Annotated in this window: 31 protein-coding genes; all 31 read left to right on the top strand. The window is 61.7% G+C overall.

Annotated features, from left to right (window positions below):
* Nucleotides 1–34: 34 nt before the first annotated feature.
* The 31 genes from Q4G32_RS11125 (at nt 35) to Q4G32_RS10975 (ending at nt 25276) form a co-directional block, all read left to right on the top strand.
* Nucleotides 35–328, top strand: a complete 294-nt coding sequence (locus Q4G32_RS11125; RefSeq protein WP_303351423.1) for a hypothetical protein — start codon at nt 35–37, stop codon at nt 326–328.
* Nucleotides 325–618: a hypothetical protein gene (locus Q4G32_RS11120; RefSeq protein WP_303351421.1), complete on the top strand. Its 294-nt coding sequence runs from the start codon at nt 325–327 to the stop codon at nt 616–618. Before Q4G32_RS11125 ends, Q4G32_RS11120 begins: the two co-directional genes overlap by 4 nt.
* On the top strand, nt 615–815 hold the full coding sequence (locus Q4G32_RS11115) for a hypothetical protein (RefSeq protein WP_303351420.1): 201 nt from the start codon (nt 615–617) through the stop codon (nt 813–815). The genes Q4G32_RS11120 and Q4G32_RS11115 overlap by 4 nt, the downstream gene beginning before the upstream one ends.
* Nucleotides 812–1567, top strand: coding sequence for a hypothetical protein (locus tag Q4G32_RS11110; protein ID WP_303351419.1), 756 nt, complete (start codon nt 812–814; stop codon nt 1565–1567). Before Q4G32_RS11115 ends, Q4G32_RS11110 begins: the two co-directional genes overlap by 4 nt.
* Nucleotides 1567–1905: a hypothetical protein gene (locus Q4G32_RS11105; RefSeq protein ID WP_303351418.1), complete on the top strand. Its 339-nt coding sequence runs from the start codon at nt 1567–1569 to the stop codon at nt 1903–1905. Before Q4G32_RS11110 ends, Q4G32_RS11105 begins: the two co-directional genes overlap by 1 nt.
* Nucleotides 1902–2165 (top strand): glutaredoxin family protein, encoded by a 264-nt coding sequence (locus tag Q4G32_RS11100; protein ID WP_303351417.1) that lies wholly within the window; start codon nt 1902–1904, stop codon nt 2163–2165. The genes Q4G32_RS11105 and Q4G32_RS11100 overlap by 4 nt, the downstream gene beginning before the upstream one ends.
* The gene (locus Q4G32_RS11095; RefSeq protein ID WP_303351415.1) at nt 2165–2677 is read left to right on the top strand and encodes a single-stranded DNA-binding protein; all 513 of its coding nucleotides are present in this window, start codon (nt 2165–2167) and stop codon (nt 2675–2677) included. Before Q4G32_RS11100 ends, Q4G32_RS11095 begins: the two co-directional genes overlap by 1 nt.
* Complete coding sequence (locus Q4G32_RS11090; protein ID WP_303351413.1) at nt 2677–2913, top strand: hypothetical protein; 237 nt, start codon at nt 2677–2679, stop codon at nt 2911–2913. Before Q4G32_RS11095 ends, Q4G32_RS11090 begins: the two co-directional genes overlap by 1 nt.
* 266 nt (nt 2914–3179) lie before the next feature.
* A complete protein-coding gene (locus tag Q4G32_RS11085) occupies nt 3180–4289 on the top strand; it encodes an HNH endonuclease (RefSeq protein ID WP_303351411.1) in 1110 nt (369 codons plus the stop codon).
* Nucleotides 4286–4720: a hypothetical protein gene (locus Q4G32_RS11080; RefSeq protein WP_303351409.1), complete on the top strand. Its 435-nt coding sequence runs from the start codon at nt 4286–4288 to the stop codon at nt 4718–4720. The genes Q4G32_RS11085 and Q4G32_RS11080 overlap by 4 nt, the downstream gene beginning before the upstream one ends.
* On the top strand, nt 4717–4992 hold the full coding sequence (locus Q4G32_RS11075) for a hypothetical protein (RefSeq protein ID WP_303351408.1): 276 nt from the start codon (nt 4717–4719) through the stop codon (nt 4990–4992). The genes Q4G32_RS11080 and Q4G32_RS11075 overlap by 4 nt, the downstream gene beginning before the upstream one ends.
* A 116-nt stretch (nt 4993–5108) precedes the next feature.
* Nucleotides 5109–5765, top strand: coding sequence for a hypothetical protein (locus tag Q4G32_RS11070; protein ID WP_303351406.1), 657 nt, complete (start codon nt 5109–5111; stop codon nt 5763–5765).
* Between the two features lie 922 nt (nt 5766–6687).
* The gene (locus Q4G32_RS11065) at nt 6688–6894 is read left to right on the top strand and encodes a hypothetical protein (protein WP_303351404.1); all 207 of its coding nucleotides are present in this window, start codon (nt 6688–6690) and stop codon (nt 6892–6894) included.
* Between the two features lie 25 nt (nt 6895–6919).
* Nucleotides 6920–7393: a phage terminase small subunit gene (locus Q4G32_RS11060; protein WP_303351402.1), complete on the top strand. Its 474-nt coding sequence runs from the start codon at nt 6920–6922 to the stop codon at nt 7391–7393.
* On the top strand, nt 7393–9108 hold the full coding sequence (locus Q4G32_RS11055; protein ID WP_303351400.1) for a hypothetical protein: 1716 nt from the start codon (nt 7393–7395) through the stop codon (nt 9106–9108). The genes Q4G32_RS11060 and Q4G32_RS11055 overlap by 1 nt, the downstream gene beginning before the upstream one ends.
* A 12-nt stretch (nt 9109–9120) precedes the next feature.
* Nucleotides 9121–10527, top strand: coding sequence for a phage portal protein (locus tag Q4G32_RS11050; protein ID WP_303351398.1), 1407 nt, complete (start codon nt 9121–9123; stop codon nt 10525–10527).
* Between the two features lie 10 nt (nt 10528–10537).
* On the top strand, nt 10538–11623 hold the full coding sequence (locus Q4G32_RS11045) for a hypothetical protein (protein ID WP_303351397.1): 1086 nt from the start codon (nt 10538–10540) through the stop codon (nt 11621–11623).
* A complete protein-coding gene (locus Q4G32_RS11040; RefSeq protein ID WP_303351396.1) occupies nt 11620–12675 on the top strand; it encodes an AAA family ATPase in 1056 nt (351 codons plus the stop codon). Before Q4G32_RS11045 ends, Q4G32_RS11040 begins: the two co-directional genes overlap by 4 nt.
* Nucleotides 12676–12701: 26 nt before the next feature.
* Nucleotides 12702–13070 (top strand): hypothetical protein, encoded by a 369-nt coding sequence (locus Q4G32_RS11035; protein WP_303351393.1) that lies wholly within the window; start codon nt 12702–12704, stop codon nt 13068–13070.
* A 17-nt stretch (nt 13071–13087) separates the two neighbouring features.
* On the top strand, nt 13088–14134 hold the full coding sequence (locus Q4G32_RS11030; RefSeq protein ID WP_303351391.1) for a major capsid protein: 1047 nt from the start codon (nt 13088–13090) through the stop codon (nt 14132–14134).
* 6 nt (nt 14135–14140) lie between these two features.
* Nucleotides 14141–14461, top strand: coding sequence for a hypothetical protein (locus Q4G32_RS11025; protein ID WP_303351389.1), 321 nt, complete (start codon nt 14141–14143; stop codon nt 14459–14461).
* Between the two features lie 58 nt (nt 14462–14519).
* Nucleotides 14520–14936: a Gp19/Gp15/Gp42 family protein gene (locus Q4G32_RS11020; RefSeq protein ID WP_303351388.1), complete on the top strand. Its 417-nt coding sequence runs from the start codon at nt 14520–14522 to the stop codon at nt 14934–14936.
* On the top strand, nt 14933–15295 hold the full coding sequence (locus Q4G32_RS11015) for a hypothetical protein (RefSeq protein ID WP_303351386.1): 363 nt from the start codon (nt 14933–14935) through the stop codon (nt 15293–15295). Before Q4G32_RS11020 ends, Q4G32_RS11015 begins: the two co-directional genes overlap by 4 nt.
* On the top strand, nt 15276–15572 hold the full coding sequence (locus Q4G32_RS11010) for a DUF5403 family protein (RefSeq protein WP_303351384.1): 297 nt from the start codon (nt 15276–15278) through the stop codon (nt 15570–15572). The genes Q4G32_RS11015 and Q4G32_RS11010 overlap by 20 nt, the downstream gene beginning before the upstream one ends.
* Nucleotides 15569–15979 carry a hypothetical protein gene (locus Q4G32_RS11005; protein WP_303351382.1) on the top strand — a complete coding sequence of 137 codons (411 nt, stop codon included), beginning with the start codon at nt 15569–15571 and terminating at the stop codon, nt 15977–15979. The genes Q4G32_RS11010 and Q4G32_RS11005 overlap by 4 nt, the downstream gene beginning before the upstream one ends.
* Nucleotides 15980–16058: 79 nt before the next feature.
* On the top strand, nt 16059–16664 hold the full coding sequence (locus Q4G32_RS11000; RefSeq protein WP_303351380.1) for a phage tail tube protein: 606 nt from the start codon (nt 16059–16061) through the stop codon (nt 16662–16664).
* A gap of 145 nt (nt 16665–16809) precedes the next feature.
* Nucleotides 16810–17244, top strand: coding sequence for a hypothetical protein (locus Q4G32_RS10995; RefSeq protein ID WP_303351378.1), 435 nt, complete (start codon nt 16810–16812; stop codon nt 17242–17244).
* Nucleotides 17148–17600: a hypothetical protein gene (locus Q4G32_RS10990; protein ID WP_303351376.1), complete on the top strand. Its 453-nt coding sequence runs from the start codon at nt 17148–17150 to the stop codon at nt 17598–17600. Before Q4G32_RS10995 ends, Q4G32_RS10990 begins: the two co-directional genes overlap by 97 nt.
* A 53-nt stretch (nt 17601–17653) precedes the next feature.
* Nucleotides 17654–22144 (top strand): hypothetical protein, encoded by a 4491-nt coding sequence (locus Q4G32_RS10985; protein WP_303351374.1) that lies wholly within the window; start codon nt 17654–17656, stop codon nt 22142–22144.
* A gap of 338 nt (nt 22145–22482) precedes the next feature.
* Nucleotides 22483–22959: a hypothetical protein gene (locus Q4G32_RS10980; protein WP_303351373.1), complete on the top strand. Its 477-nt coding sequence runs from the start codon at nt 22483–22485 to the stop codon at nt 22957–22959.
* Nucleotides 22952–25276, top strand: a complete 2325-nt coding sequence (locus Q4G32_RS10975; protein WP_303351372.1) for a hypothetical protein — start codon at nt 22952–22954, stop codon at nt 25274–25276. Before Q4G32_RS10980 ends, Q4G32_RS10975 begins: the two co-directional genes overlap by 8 nt.
* Nucleotides 25277–25308 lie beyond the last annotated feature (32 nt).

The following is a 25308-nucleotide window of genomic DNA, read 5'->3' as shown; positions in this document are numbered from 1 at the left end:
CCGGAGAACACCAAGAACTGAAAGAGGAGACCTCATGAGCAAGCCATTGCAGTACCGCAAGAAGCCCGTCGTCATCGAAGCTATGCGCTTTTACGCTGACCATCTTGTGATGACCGAGGTAGCCAAGTGGTGTGGCGGTCGCATCGGAACCGAAGCCAAAGCAAGCGATCATACCGACGTTGCGTACTGGATCGACATCCCAACCCTCGAAGGGGCCATGAAGGCCAACCCAGGGGACTACATCATCAAGGGCGCCCAAGGCGAGTTCTACCCCTGCAAGCGCGAAATCTTCGAAGCTACATACGAGCGCGTGGGGGTCCGGTCATGACCTGGACACCCGAGAAACACGAGAACGCTAAACGCTGGGTCAGCGACCCCGTCTACGGCAGACAGATGATGCGCCACATAGACAAAGGAATTGTCCTACTCGGCGGCGCGCTCACTGAGATCGAACGCCTACAAGCTGAACAGGAATCCCCCGCCATCACCGACGAAATGGTGGAGCGGGCCGCTGAATCTGTGGACGCACTGTTGGACCGGTCCGCGTCATACCTCTCGGACGCACCAGCACTCGCCCGCGCCGCCTTGGAAGCCGCCCTTGGAGGTGGCGACCAGTGACTAATCCCAAAGTCACCACCGAAGCCACAGACAAGAAACAAGGATTCGCGCTCGCGGATCTGCACCAGTGGGCGGCCAAGCAGATCGGTGATGGTTTCTCGCCTGACGCCCGTGTGAGGGCGATCTGCGGTTTCGGTGGGCAGATCCAAAAACTGACCGTGATGGACAACCCAGATGCACAGGAGGAAAGACCATGAAAGCCCTTGTCGAGAAGATCGCCTTTATTCAGGGGGTGCGTGCAGTGCTCCCCCACACGAAGGCCGTAAAGGACAGCGTGGAAGCGTCCTGTGTTCACCTGCACACCACGGGTGACGGGCAGCTGATCCTCACCGGGTGGTACACCACACAGCTGGTGTCCGTGGTGGACCTGGTCAGCAGCACCAGCGGCGAGTTGTCCTCGATGGCCGTACACCGCGACGACATGCAGCACCTCGTCAACGCTTTCAAGTCCTCCAAGGAGGAAGAGTTCGAGATCGAGTTTGAGGTGCGTCAAGGCAAGATCGGTGACGCCTCAACCTCGGAATCACGGCTCACGGTCTCCGAGGCCGGTTCGCTGTTTGGTGGCCGGGTGGTGCGTGTCTCTGGTGTGGACGCCGGCCGTTTCCACGACCACGTCCCGGGGATCTGGGATTCCATCCGTGGGCTGATGGGCAAGGCCCAGGGTGTGCAGCCAGGCCAGCAACCGGCAGAGGTCGGAATGAGCGCCACGGCCGCGTTCAGGGCCACGGCGGATGCGCTGGGGCTCAACCCTACGGTGCGCCTCACAGCCCAAGGAACCCGCGTGCTCACCTTCGAGGACCGCGCCGCGGGGTCCATGTCCGTGCACTCGCATGCCACCTGGACTGAGGAGGCGCAGGCGGCCGACCGCGCCCGCTACGCCCAGCTCATGGACACTCTGGCTGATGTGAAGGCGGCTCACCCGGTGCCGGAGAAGACGGAGGCCGCGTGATGGCCCGCCGGCATAGGTTTCAGGAGCGGTCTGCCCGCTCTGGGCAGCAGCGCGTCTTCCGGGCGCAGGACCTCACCACAGCCCAGCATGGCCGCCTGGTGACGGTGCAGCACCACGAGCTGGTGAAATCCAGGGGTTTCCTGCTGCAGATCCGCCCAGCAACCCAGGATGACCTCACAGCCCGGCCGGGGCAGCTGGTGATCCACCTGCGTGCACGCCGGGATGCCCGGGTGGTGGGGCCGGAGTGGAAGGTCACGGTGGACCCAGACGCCGCCGTGATCGTGCACACCGAGACCATGTACGCGCCCGAGGGCCCTGCTGGTGGTGATGCTGCGTGAGTCAGCACGTCACCGTCTACACCCAACCAGGGTGCCAGCCGTGCCGAGCCACCACACGGTGGCTCAAAAAGCACCGTGTGCAGCCCACCACGGTGGACGTCACTCAGTCACCGGCGGACCTGGAAGCGGTCAAGGCCCTGGGCTATCAAGAGTCCCCTGTGGTCGTGGTGTCCCACGGGCCCGGCAACGACGTCCACTGGTCCGGGTACCGCCCGGACCTCCTGGCAGAACACATCACCACCGAAAGGAGAGCGGCGTAATGGCCGGAGAAACAATCGTCACGATCATCGGCAACCTCACCTCTGACGCAGAACTCCGGTTCACGCCGTCGGGTGCAGCAGTCGCCAACTTCACCATCGCCTCCACCCCGCGGCAGTACGACCGCCAGACACAGCAGTACGTAGACGGCAACACCCTGTTCATCCGCTGCACCATCTGGCGCGAAGCAGCCGAAAACGTAGCCGAATCCCTCACCAAAGGAACCCGCGTCATCGCCCACGGCCGACTCGAATCCCGATCCTTCGACACCAAAGAAGGCGAGCGCCGGACGGTGTTCGAGCTGCAGGTGGATGAGGTGGGTCCGTCTCTGCGGTTCGCCACGGCGAAGGTGACACGGAACGCCCGCGGGCAGGGTCAGCAGGGTGGTCAGTCGTATCAGGGTGGCCACTCTGACCCGTGGGGTCAGACCGGTGCCTCCGCTGGGGCTCAGGCCCAGTCCTGGGACCAACCCCAAGGTGGTTCCAGTGTCGGCGCGGATGAACCGGCTTTCTGATGGAAACCATCCAGATCCCCGACACCACCTGCCCGGAGGCAGTCAAGGCGAAAGAACTTGCGCTGGCAACCCGCACAGCGGAAGACATTGAGAAGGCGATACGCGCCAAGCTACGCCACAAGCACCTCACCAGGTGGTCCTACCGCAGAGCCAGGCTCTACCCAGGCGACTGGCAGTACAGGGTGAGTGACCGCATCACCATCGAAATCACCGACACCAGTGAGGACCCCACCTGATGCCACCACCAAACCCACACCGCGCTGCCGGGCCGCGTGGTCCGCCGTCGATTGTTTTGACCTGTCTTGTCCTTCCCCGTTTCGTTTTCGTTTGAGGAGTTCACTGTTATGCCACCACTCCCAGGTGTTTCACCTAGCCTGTTCCGCCGGTTCGGCGTTGAGCGGGTGCCCGGCCGGTTGACCCCGTCGCCTTGTGCGAGTCCGCAGGGTCCCGGTAACGGTGGTGATCGCTGATGGCGTGGGTGCGGATGGGTGATGAGGCCGGCATGCACGAGGTTGTGCTGGCTCCCTTGGATTGGGACGACGTTCCCGAGGGCCGTGCCATGGAGTTGTTCGGAGTCATGACCCGGGCGATGACGTTTGTAGCGCAGCACCGCGGGGATTACGTGCTTCGGCGCTCAAAGTTTCAGCAGGCTGCCTGCGGTGTTCCGTGGTGGCGTGAGTTGTGGGCTTTGGCTGTTCGTGCCGGGTGGGGGACGTTGGCGGAGTTGGAGGATGGTGCGCAGGCGATCCTGTTGATTCAGGACAAAAAGCTGTTCCACATGCGCTCTGCGGAGGAGATCGCTGCGGACAATCAGCATCGCAATGACACACGGGAGCCTCAGATCACGATGGCCGTGCGTCGTCGTGACGGGGACCAGTGCCGTTGGTGTAACCGCATCGTGTACTGGTCGGATCGGCGGTCTGATCGTGGCGGCACCTATGACCACTTGGATGGTCGCCAGGATGGACCGGCCACGGTCGATGGTTTGGTGGTGTGTTGCAAGAAGTGCAACGAGGAACGCGGGGATGCCCGTGATTCCTGGAAGCGCCACTTGTTGGCACCACCAGTGGAGCCGTTCTACTCGAAGGGCACGTCCGCGCTGATCGAGAAGCATCTCGACGTGCATGTGGAGCCATCGACTCGTGCCCACAAGATCAAGATCATGGACGACGCGCAGCAGCGGGCCTACGGCACCGAGGTATCGGTCCCGGACCCCGCTGCGCCGGTTGCCTCTGGGCAGGCCTACGGCACCACGCCGGATGCAGTGACGGACAGTGCTCCCGCGACGGCGGTTGAGCACACCGTGGCGCATCAGGATGTGGTCCCGGACCCTGACCCATCGAAGGCAATGTCACAGATTGATAAACCAAATCCTGATCTAGATCGGATCCAGATCGGATCTAGATCGAAGAGGGTGACGGAGCTGGATATGCCGGGTCGGGTCTGGTCTGGTCGGGCCGGGCAGGGTCTGGAAGGGCCGGAACGGGCCGGGAGGCGCGCCCCCTCTGGGGCTGAGCCGTCTGACCAATCTTCACCACATGAGAATCACGTCCCTACCTCTGTGCATGGGCAGGGGTCTAAGAAACGTAGGCGTAGGAGAAGGAAACGATGAAGGTAGAACTTCCCCAGGTACAAGCAGAGAACATAAATCCATCCAGGGCCAAGTTTGAGATCCCGTTGTGTGGTGACTGGTTGAACTCGAATCAGCGCCTGCATTGGGCCCCGAAGGCGAATCTTGTCCGGAGGTGGCGGTCGGCTGCGTATTTCGTGGGCCGCAACGCGAAGGCGGCGTTCACTGAGCAGGTGGACATTGTGGCGGTGGTGCATAAGCGCAAGACCACAACCAGGTACGACCCTCACAACCTGATGCCCACGGTGAAGCCGGCAATTGATGGTTTGGTGCAGGCCGGTGTGCTCACCGATGACGACACGAAGGCTGTGCGGCGTGTGTCCATCGAGGCGGGTAGTCCGGATCAGTTGCGGCCTGGGCTGACGCTGATTATCACCACCGTTGGTGGGACCGAGCAGGAGGAACAGGCATGAGCGAGATCGTGACATCAGAAGCAGTGGACGTCGCCGGGTATGCGTGGTGGAAGGCCGCGGATACTGGCCGGGATTGGGACTCACTCACCCTGTTCCAACAACACGTGGTCAAGGAACCGATACTGAACGCCGTTCAGGCTGCGGCGCCGTTCATTGCTGAGGCTGTGGTGCTTGAGCTATTGAAGCATGTAAAGGACCCGCACGATCGGGAGACGTTGGAGCGTGCCGCGTTCAGCTACCACCAGGAGTACCAGCAGCAGGGGAAATCATGAGCGCGCTGTGTCTGGTTGATGATGTCCCAGCCACCGAGGGGCACTTGTGTACGCAGTGTTCACGACGGTTTGAAAGGCTGGTGCGTCGGGTTCCGGCGTTGCTGGTTGAGGTAGATGTGACGGTCACGAAGCAAGCTCGACAGGTCAGTGATCGTGGACGGTCGTCGTCGGAGACGGCGCTTGTCTTCAACGCGACAGCTTCGGATGCTGCGGGCGCTCTGCGGCGGGCTTTGCAGGCGGTGGTGTGGTTAGCTGCCCCGTCTGGGCGGTTCGTTTTCGATGATGACGCGGATGCTTTGGTCAAGCGTGCACTCGATGGTTGGCCACAAGTGTGCCGGGCGGAGGATGTTGCACTCCGGTATGAGCAGCTGGTGGTCGCTGTTCGTGATGCGGTGCGAGTCATGGACCGCGAGCCTGAGCGGAAGGTGGCTGGCACGTGTGATTGTGGGGCGTCGCTGGTGAGTCGGCAGGGTCAGTCAGAGGTGCGATGCCGTCGGTGTGGCGTGTTGTGGGAGGTTGAGGATCTGGCCCAGATGCGTGCGGCCAAAGTGGCGGGGCACTTGCAGCGGTTCGTTTCTGCAGAGGAGATGGCGGGCCTGTTTTCGTTGATGGGCAAGCGTGTGCCCGCTGCAACGATCCGACAGTGGGTTAAGCGCGGGAAGGTGCAGGTGTACGCAGGTCCGTACCCGTTGCATGGGATTTGGGCTGCTGATGCGTGGGAGGCTTGGCAGGCGTTGCACGGCACCGGGGTTGAGTCTGCGTCTGCCGCTTGATGATGTCTGGTGGGTCCGGACACGCTGGAACCTCGACATGTGGCGTGGAGCGGCGTTGTCACGCTAGTATCTGATCAAATGCGAAAAGTCTCGGTTGAGGCTTTCGGAACCGCATTGAAGGCCCTGCACGGTTGGTGTGGGGCCTTCCTCATGTCCTGATGGCGCAGCATGGACTAGCCAGCGTCAGGGCTAGACGGGGTGCACCGAGTGGGGTGGAGATGTGGCAGGTAATGACCTTGAGCGATATTGGAAGCTCGGTCCTGGTGCCATCAAGATCCGGTGGGGGACGCCGGGCGACTTCACTCGGTGCACTCGCAATTTGGTGAAGCACGTGGGCTTGGCGCGGGCGAAACGTATTTGCGCGCAATGGCACTTTGAAACCAATGGGTTTTGGCCTGGGGATAAAAGGAATCGTTAATGCCGTGGGGTAACCGATCTGGACGTACAAAACAATTGCCAAAGGATTGGGCGCGGCGCCGCAAGGCTCAGCTGGAACACGATGGGTGGCAGTGCACATACGTATCCCCAGACACGGGAGCACGGTGCGCAGCTCAGGCCACAGACGTGCACCACGTGGATGGGGCAGGCAATGACGAAGCACTCACATCCTTGTGTTCATGGCATCACGACAAAATCACCGCCTCACAAGGGGCAACATCGCAAAAGCGTGTGCGTGAGCGGCGCCCGACAGAGCAGCATCCTGGCATTGACATGGGTGAATAACCCCGGGGGCGGGGACCCTCTCCCCCGGGTGCCGCGCTTCCACGCCGCTACGTTCTGCCGATCGCTGTGCGCGTGGGTCTGGGGGGAGAATGTGCAGGAGAAACAAAGAGACCGCATGTGTATAATGTGCGGTTTTTCATTCCTGGCTATTCATTCAAATGGTCGTCCGCAAAAGTATTGTTCAGTTGAATGCAGGCGATTGGCTGAGTATGAGATTAAGCGAACAAACATCAGGCTCACCGGCCTGGAAGAGCGGCGCGCTGAGGTTGCTGCGAATGGACGGAAGTGGGAACAGGGACAGATCCCCGTGTTGGACGAGCAGATCGCTGAGGCGAACGCACGATTGCGCGGGTTGATCAGTGGCGTGATGCCACGCACCGAGCAGGAGGCTGCGGCACGCGCCTGACCTGCACCGACACGGAGGTGGAGTGATGGCTGGGAATGGCCCGGCACCGAAAGATCGGCGCTCGCGGTCACGTGACCAGTCAGAGCGCACCCAGCTGCAGCAGGACAACACGAATCTGCGCATTGTCCGTGGCACCAAGTACTTTGGCCCGGATCTGCCGAAGGGTCCGGAAGTGCTGCCCAACGGTGAGGACTGGCACCCGCTCACGCGGCGCTGGTGGAACCACTGGCGACGCTCACCGCAAGCATCACGGATGCTCTCTGACCCGGACTGGGACTTCCTTCTGGACACTGCTCTGATGCACCACATCATGTGGTCTAAGGGCAAGTGGGAGTACGCCTCCGAGATCAGGATCCGCGTCGCCAAGTTTGGTGCCACGGTGGAAGACAGACTCCGGCTCAAGTCAGAGATTGAGGTACCGCCTACAACTGCAGTCGGAACCGGCCCAGGCGCTACTGTCACTTCGATCCAGGACCGGCGCTCAAGGATGGCCGACTGATGCCGCACAAAGTTGTGCGGCCACCTGCCGCGTCCAGGGCACGGTCATTGGGGTGGCTGGCGCTGTGGTGGGTGGAGACGTTCGTCGTCCACGGGCCCGGTCCCGTCCAGAGGGAGCCGATCCGCCATGGTGACGAGTACTCCCAGTTCATCGTGGACTGCTACTCCCTGGACGGGGATGGGCGTCGCTTGATTGACTCCGCGTTCTTCTCCCGGCCGAAGGGCTGTAACAAGTCTGGGTTGGCCGCGGAGTTGGTGCTGTTCGAGGCTCTGGGTCCGTGCCGGTTCGAGGGATGGGCACAGGGCGGGGAAAAGTACGAGTTCCTCGGGCAGACCTACGTATACCAGGCTGGCGAGCCGATGGGCAGGCAGGTCACTGCGCCATTTGTCCGCGTCATGGCCACAGAGGAAGGCCAGACGGGAAACGTCTACGACCAGGTGCACCTCAACCTCACAGATGGCCCTCTCAGCGAGATGAAGGCCTACGGGCTCGACGCCGGACTCACCAGGGTGATCCTGCCCTACGGTGGCGAGATCACGCCGTCAACGGCAGGATCCGCGTCCAAGGACGGTGGCAAAGAAACGTTCGTTGTCTTTGACGAATCGCACCTTTACAACACTCCCCAGCTGCGCAAGATGCACAACACTGTCACTCGCAACCTGGTGAAGCGGAAGAAACTCGATCAGACCTGGTACATCGAGACCACCACCATGTATGCACCTGGTGAAGAATCGGTGGCTGAGGCCACCTACAAGTTCGCGGAACTGATCGAAGAATCGTTGGCCGCGCTCGCTGATGGTGGCCGGCCGAAGTTTCGTGGGCGGATCCGCATGCTGTACGACCACAGATGGTCGGACCTCCAAGATCTGGCTGATCTTGACAAGCTCGAAGCTGCGATTGAAGAGGCTTACGGAGAAGCTCTCGACTGGAACTCCAAGCAAGGCGTCATTGACGACATCTTTGACCCCCGAAACACGCCGGAGGACGCCCGCCGGTACTTCCTCAACGCACTGACCGAGGCGCACAACGCTTGGGTGACTCCCGCGCAGATCTCGGATGCCATCCGGGATATGCCGGGGCGAGGTGAGGACAGGGTAGCCGAGGGCGAGGAAATCACTCTCGGCTTCGACGGCGCCCAGACCGATGACGCCACCGCCCTGGTGGGGTGCAGGGTCTCGGACGGGTATTTGTTTGAGATCGGCATTTGGGAGTGCCCGGATGGGCCGGAGGCCAAGGACTGGCGGGTGGACGAGCTGGCGGTGGATGCCGCTGTGGGGCGTGCCCACGAGCGATACAAAGTGGTGGCGTTCTTCGCGGATCCGCCGCACTGGATCGACCAAGTCGAGCGATGGGAACGCGAATATGCCGATGGTTACCGGGCGAAGGCATCGGGGAACTCCGCAGTGAAGTGGTGGACGAAGCTCGACACCAAGATGGCGCTCGCGCTCCAACGGTTGCATGACGTGATTGCCAAAGCCCAGGTGAAGATCAGTGCGAACCCGGTCTTGGTGCGGCATCTGATCAACGCCCGACGGTGGTCTCGTCGTGGGGGCATCGTGATCGGGAAGGAAGCCAAGCATTCCGTCAAGAAGATGGACGGCGCTATGGCGGCAACTCTCGCCTACGAGGCCCGTGCAGCTGTGTTGAACAATCCCGAAGAAGAACAGCCGGAGACGTTCGTTCCGTTTCGTGTGGGCGGGTCCCGTCGTCGTTGATGAGGAGGCGAGATGCAGCAGCGGTTTGTTGCAGGGTTTGGCGAGTATCCGCCGGCTTCCTTGGTCCAGCGAGGTAGCGATGAGTGGTGGATGGAGTACCTGGCCAAGAAGCTCGGTGACCGGCTGCCGCAGATCCACAAGAACGAGCAATGGTTGGACGGTTCCCCGCCCATCCCGTGGCCGGACAAGGGCGGTAACTTCCAGAGGCTGCAGAAGATTGCGAACCTCAATTATGCCGAGGTGATCACGAACGCTCGTCTGCACCGCATCAAGTTGCTGACCTTCAAGACGGCCGTGGATGCGTCAGCTGACGGTGATGACGAGGTCAATCGCATCATGGAGGGCTCAGATGCCACGAACGAGTACCGGCGCGCTTTGCGCTGGGCTGTCGGCCTGAGCGCCGGGTACCTGATCACCGATCACAAGATGCCGGAACATGGTTCCGAGGGTGGTGTGCGAATCTCGGCTGAACACCCGTCCCAGGTAATCGTGGAGCCCAACCCGTCGGATCCTCTCAGGCCATTGGCGGCGTTGAAGATTTACCGCGACGATGTTGCCGACCGTGACGTGGTCGTGCTGTGGAGGCCTGGGTACCAGCGGATTGCGATTCATCCTGGTGGTTCCATCCTCCCCCATGGGACGGCTCGGACGTGGCGGATTGTGCCGCAGTTGTGGCAGCTCTCCAACGACCTGTGGCCACTCCCCGTGGACTATGTGCCGGTTGTGGAGCTGCGCCCAGAGGATGGCAAGGCGTGCTTTGAACAGCACATCGGTTCCATGGAACGCATCAACCACACCATCCTGCAGCGCATGATTCTGATCGCGCTTCAGGCCTTCCGTCAGCGCGGGCTGAAGGGGGCCCCAAAGCACGATCAGAATGGTAAGGAAATCGACTACGAAGACATCTTCGAGTCAGATCCTGGGTCTTTCTGGATCCTCCCCGCAGCGGTTGAGCTGTGGGAGTCCGGGACGACCGACATCACGCCAGTGCTCAACGCGGTCCGGGACGACATCAAGCATCTCGGTGCTGTGTCCAACACCCCCTTGCATCTACTGGCGCCTGAGTCTGCCAACGAGTCGGCCAACGGTTCTGAACTCAAACGTGAAGGGTTGGTTTTCGAGTGCGAGGACCTGATTACCGAGTTCCGCGGGCCCATGAAAGCGTCAATGGCCACAGCACTTCGCCTGGTCGCGCTCGCAGATCGGGCGGATGAGATGTCACTGCGGCCTGTGTTCGCGGATCCGCGTCGTGCCTCCTTGACGGAGCGCGCCGAGTCTGCCCGAGCTGCCAAGGATGCGGGTGTGCCGTGGCGAACACGCATGGAGAAGTTCGTGCAGCTCGATCCCCAGGAGATCCGGGATGCGGAGTTACAGCGCAACGAAGACATGCTGATGGAGGGGATGTCGCTCAGTGGCTGATCTGCGGCTGTTGACGAAGCTGCTTGACGTGCAGGCGGCAACGACGGCAAAGCTGACCGCCAAGCTCATCCAGCAACTCCTAGAACTGTGGGAAGCGTTCGACGGCTGGTACGACGGCGAACTGGTCAGGGCACAGGCCCGGGCATCCGCCGCTCTGGTGGAAGCCGCACAAGCGCAGGCCCGCCGGCAGACCATCGCCACACTACGGCAGGTCTACGACGCCGCCGAAGCGATCTTCCCGGATGACGCAGTCCTCCAAGACGCCGACATGCTGCCCTTCAAGTACGCCCGAGAACGCGGCGGAGTCAGCCCAGAAGAGGTCTGGGAACGTCCAGTTCGCCGCTACCGGCGGATGCGGTCAGAGGGCTGGTCTGAGCAGGTCTCACGCGAAGCCGTGTCGTTGAACGTGAAGGACTTGGGTGAGATGGACATGGCCCTCGCCCAGCGCGACGAAGAGCATGACGTTCTCACCGCCAAGGCGAGCACACGCGACATGTTGGAGGCCAAGAAGCGGGAGAAGGCCACCGGTCGGAAACGACGCGAAGCCACAGGGTACAGGCGCATCTTGCACCCGGAACTCACAAAAGGCGGGCCGTGCGGTCTCTGTGTCGCCGCCGCAACCCGCCTCTACTCCCTCAAAGACCTCAAGGCGATCCACGACGGATGCGTGTGCACTGTCGCACCGGTTACAGCGACCAGCGATCCAGGGTTGCAGCTGAATCAGTCGGACCTGGAACGCATCTATGAGGCCGCAGGATCGACCAACGCCGCAGCGCTCAAGCGCGTCAGGCCTGTCATCGAGGAGAACGGGGAACTGGGCCCGGTGCTCATGGCTCGCCCGTCCAAGAAGGTCACGGACATGACTGATGCGCGCCGCAAAAAGATCGTGGACGCCCGTGCTGCTGACCTACCCGACACCGGGGAACGGATCAGCGAGATCGAGAAACGGATCTCAGCGGCACGCAAGTCAATCGCTTACGCCAACTCTTTGCCGGATGACGACGATCGGGCGTTCTTCATCCGCAAGACCGCAGAGCGCCGGATCACCCGCTATGAGCAGGAAGTGGCGGCACTGCAGAAGCGAGGGGCAGCATGATCCGCACCGTGTGCGGCCCACCCGGGGCCGGAAAAACGACATGGGTAGCTGACCACGCACAACCCGCGGACCTCGTCATTGACCTGGACGCGCTGCGCGACCAGTACGGGACTGACGACCTCGCCCGGTCGGTGCGCTCGCTGATGGAGTCCAAGGCACGGGAGTACGACCGCGGGGACGTGTGGATCATTCGCACGTTGGCTGACGCTGGCCAGCGTGCTGACCACGCCCGCCGGGTCGGTGCCGATGAGGTTGTCGTCCTGGAAACACCCGCCGATGTTGCAACCGCAAGGGCGCGTGATCGTGACGGCAACGACGAACGTGCCGACGCCATCACTCGCTGGTGGGACAGGTACTCCCCTACTGAGGGGGAAACGCACATCACGCCCGACACGGGCACACATTCACCTGACAAGGAGAACAGCATGCCGCAAGACCACAAGACCGCTGGCGATCAGTCGGGCAAAGACGATGAGAACAACCAAGTTCCGCCCGAAGGTGGTCAAGCGCCGGCCGATCAGGGAACGGGTTTTCCTGCTGAGACGCCATTGGCGGAAATGACTGGCGAGCAGCGTGAGGCCTACTGGAAGCACCAGGCACGGAAGCATGAGAAGACCGTGAAGGACCGTGCGGACTACGACGATTTGAAGGTCAAGGCGGAGCAATTCGATCAACTCCAAGAGGCCAGCAAGACCCCGGACCAGAAGGCACTGGATGCCGCGATCGCCAAGGCACGCGCTGACACGCTGGCCGAAGTGGCCGACGAGCGGGTCCGGTCTGCATTCCAGGCCCGCGGGGCCAATATCGCTCCCGAGGCGCTAGAGAAATTCCTGTCCAGGGTGAACCTAGCCTCCTACATCGGCGCTGACGGAACCGTCGACGTAGACCAGGTGGCCGACTCCTTGTCTCTTCTGAACTCTGCCGACACGGCGCAACAGCGCGGCACCCCGCGCCCAACACATCAGGGTTTCCAACGCCACGCAGGGGCATCCTCCGTGGCCGCTGGACGGGCCCTCTTTGAAGCCCGCCAGGGCACTCCGAAATCCGCTTGATTCAAGACTCCTGAGAGGAGATCACCATGCCTCGTCTGAAGACTGAGAGTTTCACCGGTGGCGACCAGCGGTGGCTGGGAACCAGCCACGGGATCGCCAATTGCCGCACCGCAGTCCTGCAATCACAGGACTTCACTGCGGTGGCCAAGGACGGCGTTGTGCTGTCCGGGTACCCCGTGGCTGAGGTCGGCGGGCTGCTCAAGCCCTACAACGCCGGTGGGTCCGGTGGCACGGAAGTGCTGGCCGGTCACCTGTTCACGGACCAGCAGCTTCCTGACTCCGGGAACATCAGCGTGCCGCTCTACGATCACGGTCGCGTCCGCACGCGCTTCCTCCCGGTTGAAGGCTTCACTGCCCCCACCAGCCAGGCCAACACGACCATCGTCTACATTTGAGAGGAGGGCACTGAATCATGGCTCTTTACACTGACCTCATTGACCCGGCGACCCTGACCGGTTACGCCCGCGCATCACTGGAACAGCAGGAACAAGCCAAGGGATCTTTGGCCCGCTGGCTACCCAACCGAACGGTCCAAGACGTTGTGGCCCGCTTCGTACAGGGAGACAACGGCCTGATTGACGCTGCGGAGTTCCGTGCCTACGACGCTGAGCCGGAAATCGGCCGCGCTGCTGGCGGCAAGCGTGTGACGCTCGAACTGCCAGCACTGGGACAGAACATCCCCATCTCGGAGTACCAGCAACTACGTCTGCGGCATGCCTCCGATGACGCGATCCTCAACGCCGTGCAGGCCACCACGGACCGTGTGGTCACGGCTGTGGCCAACCGCATGGAGCATTTGCGCGGCCTGGTCCTGTCCACTGGCCGGGCCACCATCACGAGCGTGGTCAACGGCCAGGTGGTCGAGTTCTCCAACGACGACTTCGGCCGCGATGAGCGTCTGACCATCACCGGTCAGGACGACTGGTCGGACACCTCGCAGTCCCGTTTGGACGCACTCACCACGTATGTGGATCTCTACCGTGAAATCAACGGTGAGGATCCCGGGGTGATCCTGGCATCGAACCGTGTGATCCGGGCACTGACCACTGGAACCGAGTTCCAGACCCAGCTGCTCAATGGTGGCGCGCGGCCGGCCTCTGAGCAGCAGGTCAATGACATGCTGCTCGGCCAGGGACTGCCTGGTGTCATGCGCTATGACCGTCGGGTATCCCTGCGCGGTGTGGCCACGCCGGTGTTGCCGCAAGATCGGATCTTGCTGCTGCCCGCTCCGGGGCCCACCACGTCCGAGAGCGGCACGCCCCTGGGCGGAACCGTGTGGGGAACCACGCTCACTGCTCAGAACCCCAGTTACGGTATCGAGGACTCTGAGCAGCCGGGAATCGTCGCTGGCGTGTACCAGAACGAGAAGCCTCCGATGATCACTGAGGTGATTTCGGATGCCATCGGTCTGCCGGTGCTGGCCAACGCGAATCTCTCCATGTCCGTGAAGGTGCTCTGATCGACCATGGCCAAGATCAAAGCATCCACTGTGCTGCGTCACCCGGGCACCGGGGAGATCGTGTTCTTGCGTGAAGGCGCGACCTGCCCGGCATGGGCGGAGAAGCTGATCACCAACCCGGCAGTGCTGACTCAGCCCAAGCCAGAGGTCACCCAGACTGCTGAAGCCACCGGCGGCGACACGGGCGCTGATTCGGCCAGCTCGCCCGATGGCAGCCCAGACGCGGAGGTCGTCAAGACCACCGACAGTGACGCTGCCGACACCGCGGACAAGGAGAAGACGGAGACCAAGTCAACGTCCTCGAAGTCCGCACCCGCCAAGAAGTGACTGACCCGTGTGGCCCGGCGACATACCGGGCCACACCTGGACGGCAGGAGAGCAACGCATGATCGAGATCATCAACCTCACCGTCCAAGACCTGGATGCCGCCTACGAGAAGAGCATCGACATGGAGGACACCGACACGGTGGACTACCTGCAATACCAACTCGAAAAAGCCACCCGGAAACTCCTGGGCAAATGTCCAACCCTCGCCCGCCGGATCGCCGCAGGTACCGTCAACATCGACACCGTCAAGGACGTCGTGCTCGACGCAGTCCTGCGCGTCGTCAGGGACGAGGACCCCTCCATCAAATCTGAGTCCGAGGGCGGGTACTCCTACTCGAAGAACGCGCTCGCGGTGTCTCCGAATCTGTGGTTCCCGGATGGGGATCTTGAAGCGATTGGGTGCACGGCGTCAGACAGTTTCATTGGGTCCGGCCGGGTGAAGCCGCGTCGCCCGTGGGCGGGGTGGATGGCGTGACGTTGTTGTCGTCACCGCGGCATGCGGTGCTGGTGCAGCTCTACGGCCTCCGATCGGATGACGAGGGCGTGGAGGAAGTTCACGCCCTTGGTGAACCGGTTGAGGTCCGCTGCAACGTGCATCCGCTCTCAACTGATGAGCGTGAGGCGTTGGGTGTCCTGACAACGGAGACCTACCGCATCACGGCGCGCGATTGGCCCGGTGATCACCGCACCCGAGTCTTTTATGACGGCCGGTGGTGGGATCAGGTGGGTGAGCCCTCCCGTTTTCGGATGTCATCGCGTACGCAGCACGACAGTGTGCTGATCTCGGCACGCGAGCCACGGAAGGTGGTGCCTCATGGTGGAACTCGACCGTGATGTGTCGGTTCAAGCCGCGCGGATGGTCGGTGAATCGGCGCAGTTCGACAAGGTTGTAGAAAGTCGGCGCGCTCGGATCGTGAGCTTGGCACCAACCCACTCTGGTGCCTTTGCGCAGTCGATCAGGACCAAACGCGTCGCTGGAAAACGTGGGGTACAGGACCGAGTGATCTACTCGACCGATCCTGGTGCGCTGGCCATTGAGTTCGGGTACGTCACGAAGGCTGGCAAGCCGGTGCCCGGGCATTTCGCATTCACACGTGGGATCAGCGGATGACTCGGCCCATCTCGCCGTACAAGGCGCTGAGAGACGTCATCATGGCTGCCGAAACAGGCGCGTTCGTCACATCGGATCCGCCGGCAGACAGTGCCGGCCGGTTGCCCGTGGTGTGGCTGCAGATCCCTACGGGGGTGCCCGTGGCCAATGCTGCGGGCGCAGCCGGGCAGATCTGGACAGTGGCCATCGTGACAGCCGCCGAGACCAACAGTGCGGCCTCGGAATTGGCCTGGGACGTCATGGACGCACTGGTTCAGGCCCCGAGTCTTGGGCACTTGTCCGAATCGCACGCGGCGATCGCCTCGGTGACGGTGCAATCCCTGCCGTTCCGGCCACCTGCATCCGACCTGGTGGCCCAGGACATCCGTCAGTACAACCAGCTCATCACCGTCCGCACCGCTGTGTGAGCCAATCCTCATTAACCGTTCTTTGAAGGCATCGCCCCATGTGGGACCATGCCTTCTGTCATTCATGGAGGCGAAAACCATGTCACTCGACGCAAGCAAAATCATCATCCCTGGGTACGGAAATGTGCTGCAAGCAGAGCCGGACACGCTGCCGTTCAATCCTGCGCAGTTCGTCATCGGTAACCCGTCCACGTACGGAGAAAGCTGGAACAGCCTGGGGCACACATCTGCTGAGAACCCCCCGGAATTTGAGAAGGATGGCGGAGACGCCAACCAGAAGCGGACGTGGGAGCAGGACGCCGTTGATGTCAGCTACGAGTCGGTTGCGTGGTCTGGCGCGGTCAACGCATTGGAGATGACGCAAAAGACGTTTGCGCTCGCGCAGCCGGACGGTGCATGGAACGACGAAGATCAGTCCTACGAGGTCTCCGGCGACGGGAAGATCGAAAAGGCGCTGTTCTTCATCTTCGTGCAGGGTGCCAAGCGCGCTGGTCTGTACTTCCCGCGTTGCTCCATCGGCCTGGGTGATGCCCCCTCTGTGGACATTGAGGAGTTCTTCGAGATTCCCATGGGCTTCCAAGCGTTGTCGTCCAACACTCTGCTGGCAGCAGACGGACGCCCGCTCAAGATGAAGTGGTACCCGGTGCGCCCCTTCTCCGCAGCCGTGGCCGTGCTCTCGGACTGATCTCGGCGTGAAAAACGTTCCCTGTGACGTGGTGTGAGCCCCGCGCCACAGGGAACCCCCAACACCATTCCCGGCTCACGACTCCTACTGATGGGCGCAACCGATCTGTTGCGCCCATCAGTCTCCCCAAAGGAAGGCTCACACCATGACTACCCCTGCCAAGGCCCCCAGCACCAAGTCCGCTGCTCGCACCCGCAAGCCGGCACAGGACCACCAGCCCTCGCAAGAGCAAAAGCAGCTGGAATTCTCCGAGATCGAGGGCCATGAGCTGCTCAAGCCCATCACCTCCCTCCGCGCGCCGGACATGATGCGCCTGCAGGGCCGCCTACTCAAGGTCCTCGGAGATGGAACGATCGAAAACATCGAATCAACCGAGTCCATTGGCCAGACCGTCAAGGCATCAGACTTCAACTTCGACGCCATGGCAGACCTCGTCGAGTACGTCGGAGACGTGTACTCCATCGACCCCGATGCATTCTGGCAATGGGCGTCCGGCGAGGGAGCCTTGAACCGGACCCAGACCCTGGTCATGGGGTACGTGAGCGCAATGGGAAAAGGCTCGCAATCCACCGATTCCTGACCCGCTACCCCAACGCCACAGCAGACCTTGCAGCCCTCTACGGGGTCAACGGACTCGCAGCCGTCACCGGTTCCGACGACGACGTTGAACTCACTCTCACACTGATCGACCGCCTCCCCAACGACGTCAACTCCCATTACCGAGCGATCGACAAGCTCGGCGACCATACCCACATTGGGCGCTCGCGGGACACGATGATGTTGGAGAGCGTGTCTGACCAGATTCAGGCACTGCACAACATGGTGGCCGTCAAGGGCAGCAAAAAGCGTCCACGCAAGATCAAGCCGGTGGAACGACCGTCGTCTCGGCACACACCGTTGTCGTTGGATGACGTGGATTCGTCATTCTTTTCGTGATGCTCATCCGCCCCCGTCGTATGTGGGCCTGACCGCGGAGGAGGTGCCCGCCCATGGCCGAGGGCAATGAAGTGGGGCGGATGAGTGTCCGGGCCGTTCCGGACACCAAAGGATTCCGGCGCGAGCTCAAGGCACAGCTGGAGAAGATCGAGCGACAGGCGCGGGTCCAGATTCAGGCCCAGCTTGATTCCAAGGGTCTGACCGCGATGGTCCGCAAGGCTGCGAAGCAGGCGTCTGATACCGCCGATGTCATGGTCGACGTGGTGGCCGATGCCAAGGGTCTGACCAAAGACGTTGTGAAAGCAGCGAAGAAGGCTCAGGCACAGGCTAAGAGCAACCCGGTTGAAGTCCCAGTGGTGTCCGAGGTGGACAAGTCGTTCCTGGCCAGGATGCGCAAGGATTTGCGGGCTGCCACCCGTGGAGCGGAAGCCTTGATTCCGGTCGGCACGGACGGGGATGGGCTGCGCCGACAGCTCCACCAGCAGGTGGAAGCGGCCACTGCGAAGCTCGAAGCACAGATCCCTGTGGATGCGGAGGAAGCAGCTAATTTCCGGCGCAGTGTTGCCGGGATGGTGTCCGAGGTGGAAAAGACCCGGGCCGAGCTAAAGGTCCAGGTGGACACTGCTGAGGCGGAGCGCTCCGCCCGCGTCGCGGCACAGCGCGCGGAGGAGATCGCGGAGGCTAACCCCATCGAGATCCCTGTAGTGTCGGAGATGGACAAGGCCTTCCGTGCCCGACTGCAGCGGGACGTGAAAGCAGCCGTGCGAGGCATTGAAGCATCAATCCCGACCACCCCTGAAGGTGAAAGTCTGCGTGCTGACCTCAACCGACTAGTCGAGGACGCCCAACGCAACATCCAAGCCGAAATCCCCGTTGAAGCAGAAAAGTCCGCGGCCTTCCGCGCTCAGGTCGCAAAGATGGTCCGCGACGTTGAGGAACGTGCTGCTGAATTGCGTATCCAAGCGGATACTGCGCTGGCCCGGGACGAGGCTGATCGGCTCGCTGAACACATTGATAGCCAAGATCCCGAGATGCAGGTGCATCTGGACACGGCGCTCGCTGCCGCACGTATTGCGGTTCTGACCCGTGATCGTTTTATCACTCTGCATGCCCGATTGTCGGGCACATCAGTTGCCGAGGTCACCACGGCATTGGTGGCTTTGTCTGGGTCACGGATGCTGGGTGACTTTGGGCGTGGTATTCGTCGGATGGTCACGGGCCTGGATCAGGCGCTGCCCAAGGTTGCGCTTCTGACCACAGGGATCACCAACTTGGTGTCTCTGCTGGGGACGGGCTTGGGGAATGTTCTGACCATCGGGTCGGGACTCGCATCCATGTTTTCTGCGGCACTGGTACTCCCCGCACTTCTGGCCGCTATCGGGGTCTCTTTCGGGGTTCTCATCCCGGCGCTGCTGGATGCCAAGGAAATCTTGGCTGATCTGGGGCCACAGTTCTCTGCTTTGCAGGACTCCATCAGCTCTAGTTATTGGGCTGTCGCTGAGTCCGCAGTTCGTGACTTCGTTTCGGCGTTGATGCCTCTAGCCAATACGTGGTTCCCGCGGATGGCCACGCAGTTGGGTCATTTCACCCGCGGTCTCTCAAACGCTTTTACATCCACGCGCGGCATGGCCGCGGTGGAAACCTTGTTCTCGAACCTGACCAAGTCGATTGACCTGGCAGGTGAGGGGATCTCACATTTCACATCTGGTTTCCTGGAAATGGTCCGCGGAGGGTCAGCATATTTGCCGCGCCTGGCATCGTGGTTCAACCAGTGGGCGGAAGATTTCAGTGGCTGGGCTGCCGAAGCCGTAGATTCCGGGAGATTCTTCGAGTGGGTTGATGACGCGATCGTCAACATCCGGGCCTTTGGTCAGGTCATTTGGCATGCCTCCGGGTTCCTATCGGGGCTCTCCCGCGCTGCGTCCATTGCTGGGTCCGGTGGTCTGGTCGCTTTGGCTAACGGGCTTCGCCGGGCTCACGAAGCGGTAGACGGCCCGCTCTGGCAAGGCGCGCTCATCACAGTATTTGAGGGGATGCGCCAGGGTGTGGATGCCCTGTCTCCGGGCGTGTCCGCATTGGCTGATGCGTTCCTGATCTTGGCGCCGGCGCTGCGGGAAATCACGATCCTGGCCGGTCAAGCCGGTGCGGCTCTGCTTCAAGGTTTTGCTGACGTCATCACAGACCCCGGGTTCGTCAACGGCGCCATCTGGTTGTTTGCCGGGATTCGGGACGGGCTGCGGTCGCTGCAGGAAGTGGCGCCGCAAGTGGGGACCGCGTTGGGTGCCGTGTTCCGGGTCCTGGGCACGATGGCCCGCGAATTCGGGCCTGTCCTGGCGGCAGCCATACGGGAACTCGCCCCGGCATTCACCGATGTGATGAACGCAGTGGAGCCGTTGATCCCGATCCTCACGGATTGGCTGATCAAGGCGTTGGAGGCCATTGGCCCCATCGTCCGCGATGTCGCCTCCGCCCTGGCCGATTTTGCAGCAGAGAATCCCGAACTGGCCGCGGGGATTCTGCTCGTGGGCCTAGCCATCGGGGCTTTGGTCGGTGGCCTGGTGAAGCTCTTGCCGATCATTGGCCCACTCGTCGGTGGGCTCAAAGGCATTGGTGCGGCAATTGGTGGGCTGAAAGGCGCCACGGCAGCTGGTGGCGCCTTCTCTGGCCTTGGAGCTGCTTTCCGCGCCGTGTTGTCTGTGGCTGGTCGCCTCGCAGGGCCAATCGCGGCAATTGTTGCGGTGCTGGCCGCGATGTGGACGAACTCCGAGGAGCTTCGGACGTCTGTGGGCGAGTTGTTCACGGCGTTGGGCAATCTGGCCAGCGTGATCATGGACCGCTTGGGCCCGGCTTTCGAGACCGTGGGCGGTCATCTGGGGACTCTGATGGAGATCTTCGGTGCCTTCGGCGGGTTCCTGGGTGATGTCGTCGCACTGATCTTGGACACCATCACGGGCTTGATCGACATTGTGGCATTGGCCATTGAAGGTGACTGGGCAGGGCTGTGGGAACGGGCCGGACAGATCGTCAAGGACTGGGTCGAGAACCTTGGAAACATTTTCGGGTCCCTGTCCGAGTTCCTGGGTGTTCTTTTCACCGGGGCCATGGACATTGCACTCGCGTCGTGGGGTACCTCGTGGGACGAGATGCTGCAAAAGACCAAGGATGCTTGGGGCCCCATCATCGACGCGATTGTCATGGCCTGGCCTCTGATTGTGAACGCGATCACGACCGGCATGGCTGTGGTATCCGCGCTGTGGGACATCGCATGGTCAACTCTCACGGACGCCGTGACCGGTGCGTGGGACGCAGTCATGATGGCGATCTCCACCGCGATGATGTTTATCCAGACGGTGGTGACCACCGGGTTGACGGTGCTCCAAGCGATCTGGGAGACCTTCTGGAGCACGCTGGTCACAACGGTCACGACCGTGTGGACTGCAATCCAGAACGCGGTGCTGACGGCTCTCGCCTTCCTGTCCATGCTTCTGTGGGCAGGGCTAGGTGTGATCCAGGGTGCCTGGAACTTGGTGTGGAACAGCCTTCTGCCAATTCTGCAGGCAGTATTCGCACCAATCATTGCAGTGGTTATCGCGGCCCTGGCGTGGTTGCAGTCCATCATCACGACAGCACTCACGTTCATCCAGACGCTCTGGTCCTCGATTTGGTCTGCGGTGTCGGCGTTTGTGGCGTCGGTGTGGGCGTCGATTGTTGCTGCGGTGTCGGCTGCGATTTCGGCGGTGTTGGCCGTGGTCTCGTCGGTACTGTCTGCGATTTCGGCAACGTGGTCCGCGATTTGGTCTGCGGTGTCGGCGTTTGTGGCGTCGGTGTGGGCGTCGATTGTTGCTGCGGTGTCGGCTGCGATTTCGGCGGTGTTGGCCGTGGTCTCGTCGGTACTGTCTGCGATTTCGGCAACGTGGTCCGCGATTTGGTCTGCCATTTCGAGTTTCGTGTCGTCGATCTGGAACACCATCGTGTCCGCAGTGTCGTCTGCCATGAGCGCTCTGGTTTCGGCGATCTCATCCGGGGCTCAGTCGGCATGGTCAGCGATCAAAGACATGGGGTCAAACATCCTCAGCACCATCGGAAATGTCGCATCGCAGATGGTCACTGCGGGCGCGGACATGATCCGTGGGTTCATCAACGGCATCAAGTCGATGGCCGGGGCTGCTGTCGAGGCAGCCAAGGGCGTTGTTGGTGATGCGATTGATGGCGCGAAAGCGCTGTTGAAGATCCGATCTCCATCACGCGTATTCATGGAGATCGGCCGATTCACGGGCGAAGGGTTCGTGATTGGGCTCAATCACGAGTCCGATGCTGTGCAGTCGGCAATGGCCGCGATGGTCACACCTCCTGCACCGGAATCCATACATCACGACCCCGCAGCAGAAGCGGCGACTACATCTGATGCGGCCAGTGACCCCACAGTGGAGCTGCTGCGCCAGATCCTCGCTGCCCTGCTGGCTGGCAAGGAACTGGATGGGGTGCAGCTGATCAAAGGGCTGCGGTCAACGAAAAGATCACTGAGGATGACGGAGGCCATCTAATGGGCGCTGTGCTGGGCACCATCGGGGCGTTAGTTGAAGCAACGCAATTCGAGCAACGACAGGCTGTCTCGATGGGTGCCCAGCCTTCGTTTTTTGAAGGGCTCGACGGTGCCCGCACAGCGTTCATCCCGCCGCGTGCCGGGAGGACACTGCGGCGATGGGATATTTCCATGGCCGGCGCGCGCCCGGCGATGGCTGCGGAGTTCCAGTCCCTCGTGATCGGGGAACGAGGGAACGGGCCATTCTTCTTTCACACCCCGCTGGCCCAAATCACCAACATGCTCACACCATCGGTCTCCACGATGACAGCGACACCGGTGAACGGCACACCCGGGGCCATGACCTTACCCAACATCGGGTCAGTGCGCGCAGCCGTGGGATCAGCATCTCTCACGATGCCGATTGGACGCGGCACACCCGTGTGGCCCGGTCGCCCCATCTCAGCATCAGTCTGGATCGCTGCCTCCGAGCGTGTCCGGGTCATGCTCCAAGGTCGCAACGCTGCTGGATCATGGACCACCCGCGCAGAAGTCTCCGTCCAACCAGGTGAAATGCGCAACGTGGGCCTCACCCTGCACCCCACCGCTGAAACGGTCAGCGCCAGCCTTGAACTGCTGTCCACAGCAGCATTCACTGCTGCACGCCCCTCCATCACTTGGACGGAAACACCACCAGCCTGGTCCCCCGGCCGCGGCGCCGCACAAGTCGTCATCCACGACTATGCAGACACTGAGGACCAGGCATCCCGGTGGTCCCAATCCACCCAACGCATGTCCTACAGCGCAACAGTCACGGAGGTGGGTCGAGGTGCGTAACGGCAGCTGGTCAACCGATAGCGTCAGGGAAGTATCAGCGGAACTGACTGGCATCACAGGCACCGGTGACGCGGTTTCAACACGACGCGCCATCCCGTCACCCCTGCCGGGACAAGCAGCCTCCATTGGTGGGTGGGAGTCTTCCACCTGCGACTTCTCCCTGGCCGAAGATCGCACCGTCACCGAAACAACAGCTACTCCTTACACCCGCCGGAACTGGCCCCGCGCCGGCCAGCAAATAGCAGTGACAGCCACCGATGGAACACACCGCCACCAGATTTTCACGGGCCAATTCGATACCTCGCGCTCGCGGATGCGCTCGGGTAAGGCGAGCATCGGGCTGGTGGATTTCTCGGACCGCCTCTCGGCAAAGGTTTCTCACCAGGCGTTGTTTCGGGAGATGCCTTCGCGCGCGACAAATGGTACGGGTCGGCAACGGCTGACGGGGCTTCTCAACACCTACGTGCCGAATCTTGCGGCGCGGGCGGCCGGGTACTACAACACACCAGCGATGGACGGATTTTGTGTGATTTCCGCACCGTTTGTGGGGTCCACGTGGCCGGAACGCGGTGTCCTGAATGACTCTTACCGGGCAAGCAACATTGATGGGTGGGCCCGCTATCACCCCGGAGCATTTACTGACTCCACCCCGGCCAGCATCTATCTGTCTGATGTGTACGCGACCTACTTCCCAGACGTCTACGCCAACCCGTGGCCCAATGGGCTCAATGCTGGACGTCCACTGTGCATTACGTTCGGTGCCCGTCAGAACCAGGCCACCAGTTCGTATGTCGGGTGCCGATGGAACCTGACGGATTCTTTTCAAGACATCCGGTTGGCCGTCACGGGCTCACGCAATTTGGGTGCACAGTTCGTCACTTCGGCGGGAACCACGACGGTTGCTTATCTGTCGGCTGCCCGGGCTGGCGCTTGGGAGTACGTGACTCTGCAGGTCACGACGAATGCCGCCAATCACATCATTATGACCATCACCACTGACACCGGTGAAACGGTCACGGGGACGTACACCGGTGGATCAACACAACTGCGCTCACGGCAGTGGGACAGCACTAGGGTGTATGTCCCGGCAGGGTGTGGTGTGAACGGGGTGCAGGTTTCGTACACGACGGCGGCACCTGCGGCGTCCCGGTTCAAGCGGACGTTTCATTTTCGCCCAGATACTCCGCTGTCGTCCCTGACCGTGATGCCTGCACAAACATCGGTGGAAGCTGGCTCTCTGCTGAATCGTCAGGCGGAAGCGGAACTGGCGGCCGTGTGGCTGGACGAGGATGGTGAACTGCATTGGCGCGGGCACAACCGCCTGGTGTCATCCCCCATTGTCGCTACTCTCGCGGCTTCCCAGCTGGCTGATGCGGAGATCATCCTGGACACACAGGACGTGAAACGCAATGTGACAGTGCGCTATCAGACCTACGCGGCCCGCGCCACGACGCGCTCGACGATTGTGGTGCACGAGGGTAGCCAGGATGAATACGCAGCAGGCGATGCGCCCGCTGGCATCATCTCTCCCCCGGCAGACGAAGAGTGGGTCATGGTGGACTCCACCCCACGTGAGATCTTCGGATCCCGTGGCGCCGCCGAAATGAATTCGGGGCAAGGATCTTTCTACGGGTGGACCGCACTGAATGCTCAGGGTGAAGAAATCTCGTGGGCCGCAACAAATGATTCAACCACATGGGAGTTCGCGCGTATCGGCCCACAAGCGTGGCGGTGGGCATTCGATGTCAGGCGACTGCCCACAGGGGCAGATCGTCTGAAAACAGCATCCACGACAAGCGAGAACTCCCCGATTAAACCGCCATACCGCGGGCTTGGGCTCCCCCTGGTTCGCGCCATGGGACGGGCCACACGCACCCAAACAGAAGCCACATCGGAAAACCTGGGACCTGCATCAGCACGTGAATACACCCATGACGTCGGGTGGTTCATCCAGCGCGATGATCGCGCCGCAGCCTTGGCTGCATACATTGCCGATCAGCTGAAAGCCCCCAAACCCTATGTTCGTGGACTAGAAATTCTCCCTGACCCACGACTGATGTTGGGCGACAGGATCCGAGTCCAAGACACGGTGAAAACCGGTCTGGAACTCACAGGCGTGATCATCACCGTGGATCAAAACATCGCCGCAGGCCAGCACACCATGACCGTCGATCTGCTCATCACTAGCGTCTCAGAACAGTTCGTGACCCTGGGTGAATACGACGACTGGTACTCCGGGCGATCCCTCGCGGGCGTGGACGTCACCTTCGGGACAACCACGACTCTGGCCAACAAAGACTCCAACCCCCTCAGATAGGAGAAGAGCATGCCTTCATCCACCCGCCTGGG

The sequence above is a fragment of the Kocuria sp. genome, from assembly GCF_030538595.1.
Taxonomy (GTDB): Bacteria; Actinomycetota; Actinomycetes; order Actinomycetales; family Micrococcaceae; genus Kocuria.
This window is presented reverse-complemented; position numbering and strand designations above follow the sequence as displayed.

Coding starts and splice junctions, on each gene's coding strand:
- Q4G32_RS11030 (WP_303351391.1), top strand. CDS start 13,088: ATGGCTCTTTACACTGACCTCATTGACCCGGCGACCCTGACCGGTTAC.
- Q4G32_RS11105 (WP_303351418.1), top strand. CDS start 1,567: ATGGCCCGCCGGCATAGGTTTCAGGAGCGGTCTGCCCGCTCTGGGCAG.
- Q4G32_RS10985 (WP_303351374.1), top strand. CDS start 17,654: ATGGCCGAGGGCAATGAAGTGGGGCGGATGAGTGTCCGGGCCGTTCCG.
- Q4G32_RS11060 (WP_303351402.1), top strand. CDS start 6,920: ATGGCTGGGAATGGCCCGGCACCGAAAGATCGGCGCTCGCGGTCACGT.
- Q4G32_RS10980 (WP_303351373.1), top strand. CDS start 22,483: ATGACCTTACCCAACATCGGGTCAGTGCGCGCAGCCGTGGGATCAGCA.
- Q4G32_RS11055 (WP_303351400.1), top strand. CDS start 7,393: ATGCCGCACAAAGTTGTGCGGCCACCTGCCGCGTCCAGGGCACGGTCA.
- Q4G32_RS10995 (WP_303351378.1), top strand. CDS start 16,810: ATGACTACCCCTGCCAAGGCCCCCAGCACCAAGTCCGCTGCTCGCACC.
- Q4G32_RS10990 (WP_303351376.1), top strand. CDS start 17,148: ATGGGCGTCCGGCGAGGGAGCCTTGAACCGGACCCAGACCCTGGTCAT.
- Q4G32_RS11125 (WP_303351423.1), top strand. CDS start 35: ATGAGCAAGCCATTGCAGTACCGCAAGAAGCCCGTCGTCATCGAAGCT.
- Q4G32_RS11085 (WP_303351411.1), top strand. CDS start 3,180: ATGCACGAGGTTGTGCTGGCTCCCTTGGATTGGGACGACGTTCCCGAG.
- Q4G32_RS11005 (WP_303351382.1), top strand. CDS start 15,569: ATGACTCGGCCCATCTCGCCGTACAAGGCGCTGAGAGACGTCATCATG.
- Q4G32_RS11035 (WP_303351393.1), top strand. CDS start 12,702: ATGCCTCGTCTGAAGACTGAGAGTTTCACCGGTGGCGACCAGCGGTGG.
- Q4G32_RS11090 (WP_303351413.1), top strand. CDS start 2,677: ATGGAAACCATCCAGATCCCCGACACCACCTGCCCGGAGGCAGTCAAG.
- Q4G32_RS11050 (WP_303351398.1), top strand. CDS start 9,121: ATGCAGCAGCGGTTTGTTGCAGGGTTTGGCGAGTATCCGCCGGCTTCC.
- Q4G32_RS11120 (WP_303351421.1), top strand. CDS start 325: ATGACCTGGACACCCGAGAAACACGAGAACGCTAAACGCTGGGTCAGC.
- Q4G32_RS11110 (WP_303351419.1), top strand. CDS start 812: ATGAAAGCCCTTGTCGAGAAGATCGCCTTTATTCAGGGGGTGCGTGCA.
- Q4G32_RS11020 (WP_303351388.1), top strand. CDS start 14,520: ATGATCGAGATCATCAACCTCACCGTCCAAGACCTGGATGCCGCCTAC.
- Q4G32_RS11040 (WP_303351396.1), top strand. CDS start 11,620: ATGATCCGCACCGTGTGCGGCCCACCCGGGGCCGGAAAAACGACATGG.
- Q4G32_RS11010 (WP_303351384.1), top strand. CDS start 15,276: ATGGTGGAACTCGACCGTGATGTGTCGGTTCAAGCCGCGCGGATGGTC.
- Q4G32_RS11080 (WP_303351409.1), top strand. CDS start 4,286: ATGAAGGTAGAACTTCCCCAGGTACAAGCAGAGAACATAAATCCATCC.
- Q4G32_RS11075 (WP_303351408.1), top strand. CDS start 4,717: ATGAGCGAGATCGTGACATCAGAAGCAGTGGACGTCGCCGGGTATGCG.
- Q4G32_RS11095 (WP_303351415.1), top strand. CDS start 2,165: ATGGCCGGAGAAACAATCGTCACGATCATCGGCAACCTCACCTCTGAC.
- Q4G32_RS11000 (WP_303351380.1), top strand. CDS start 16,059: ATGTCACTCGACGCAAGCAAAATCATCATCCCTGGGTACGGAAATGTG.
- Q4G32_RS11025 (WP_303351389.1), top strand. CDS start 14,141: ATGGCCAAGATCAAAGCATCCACTGTGCTGCGTCACCCGGGCACCGGG.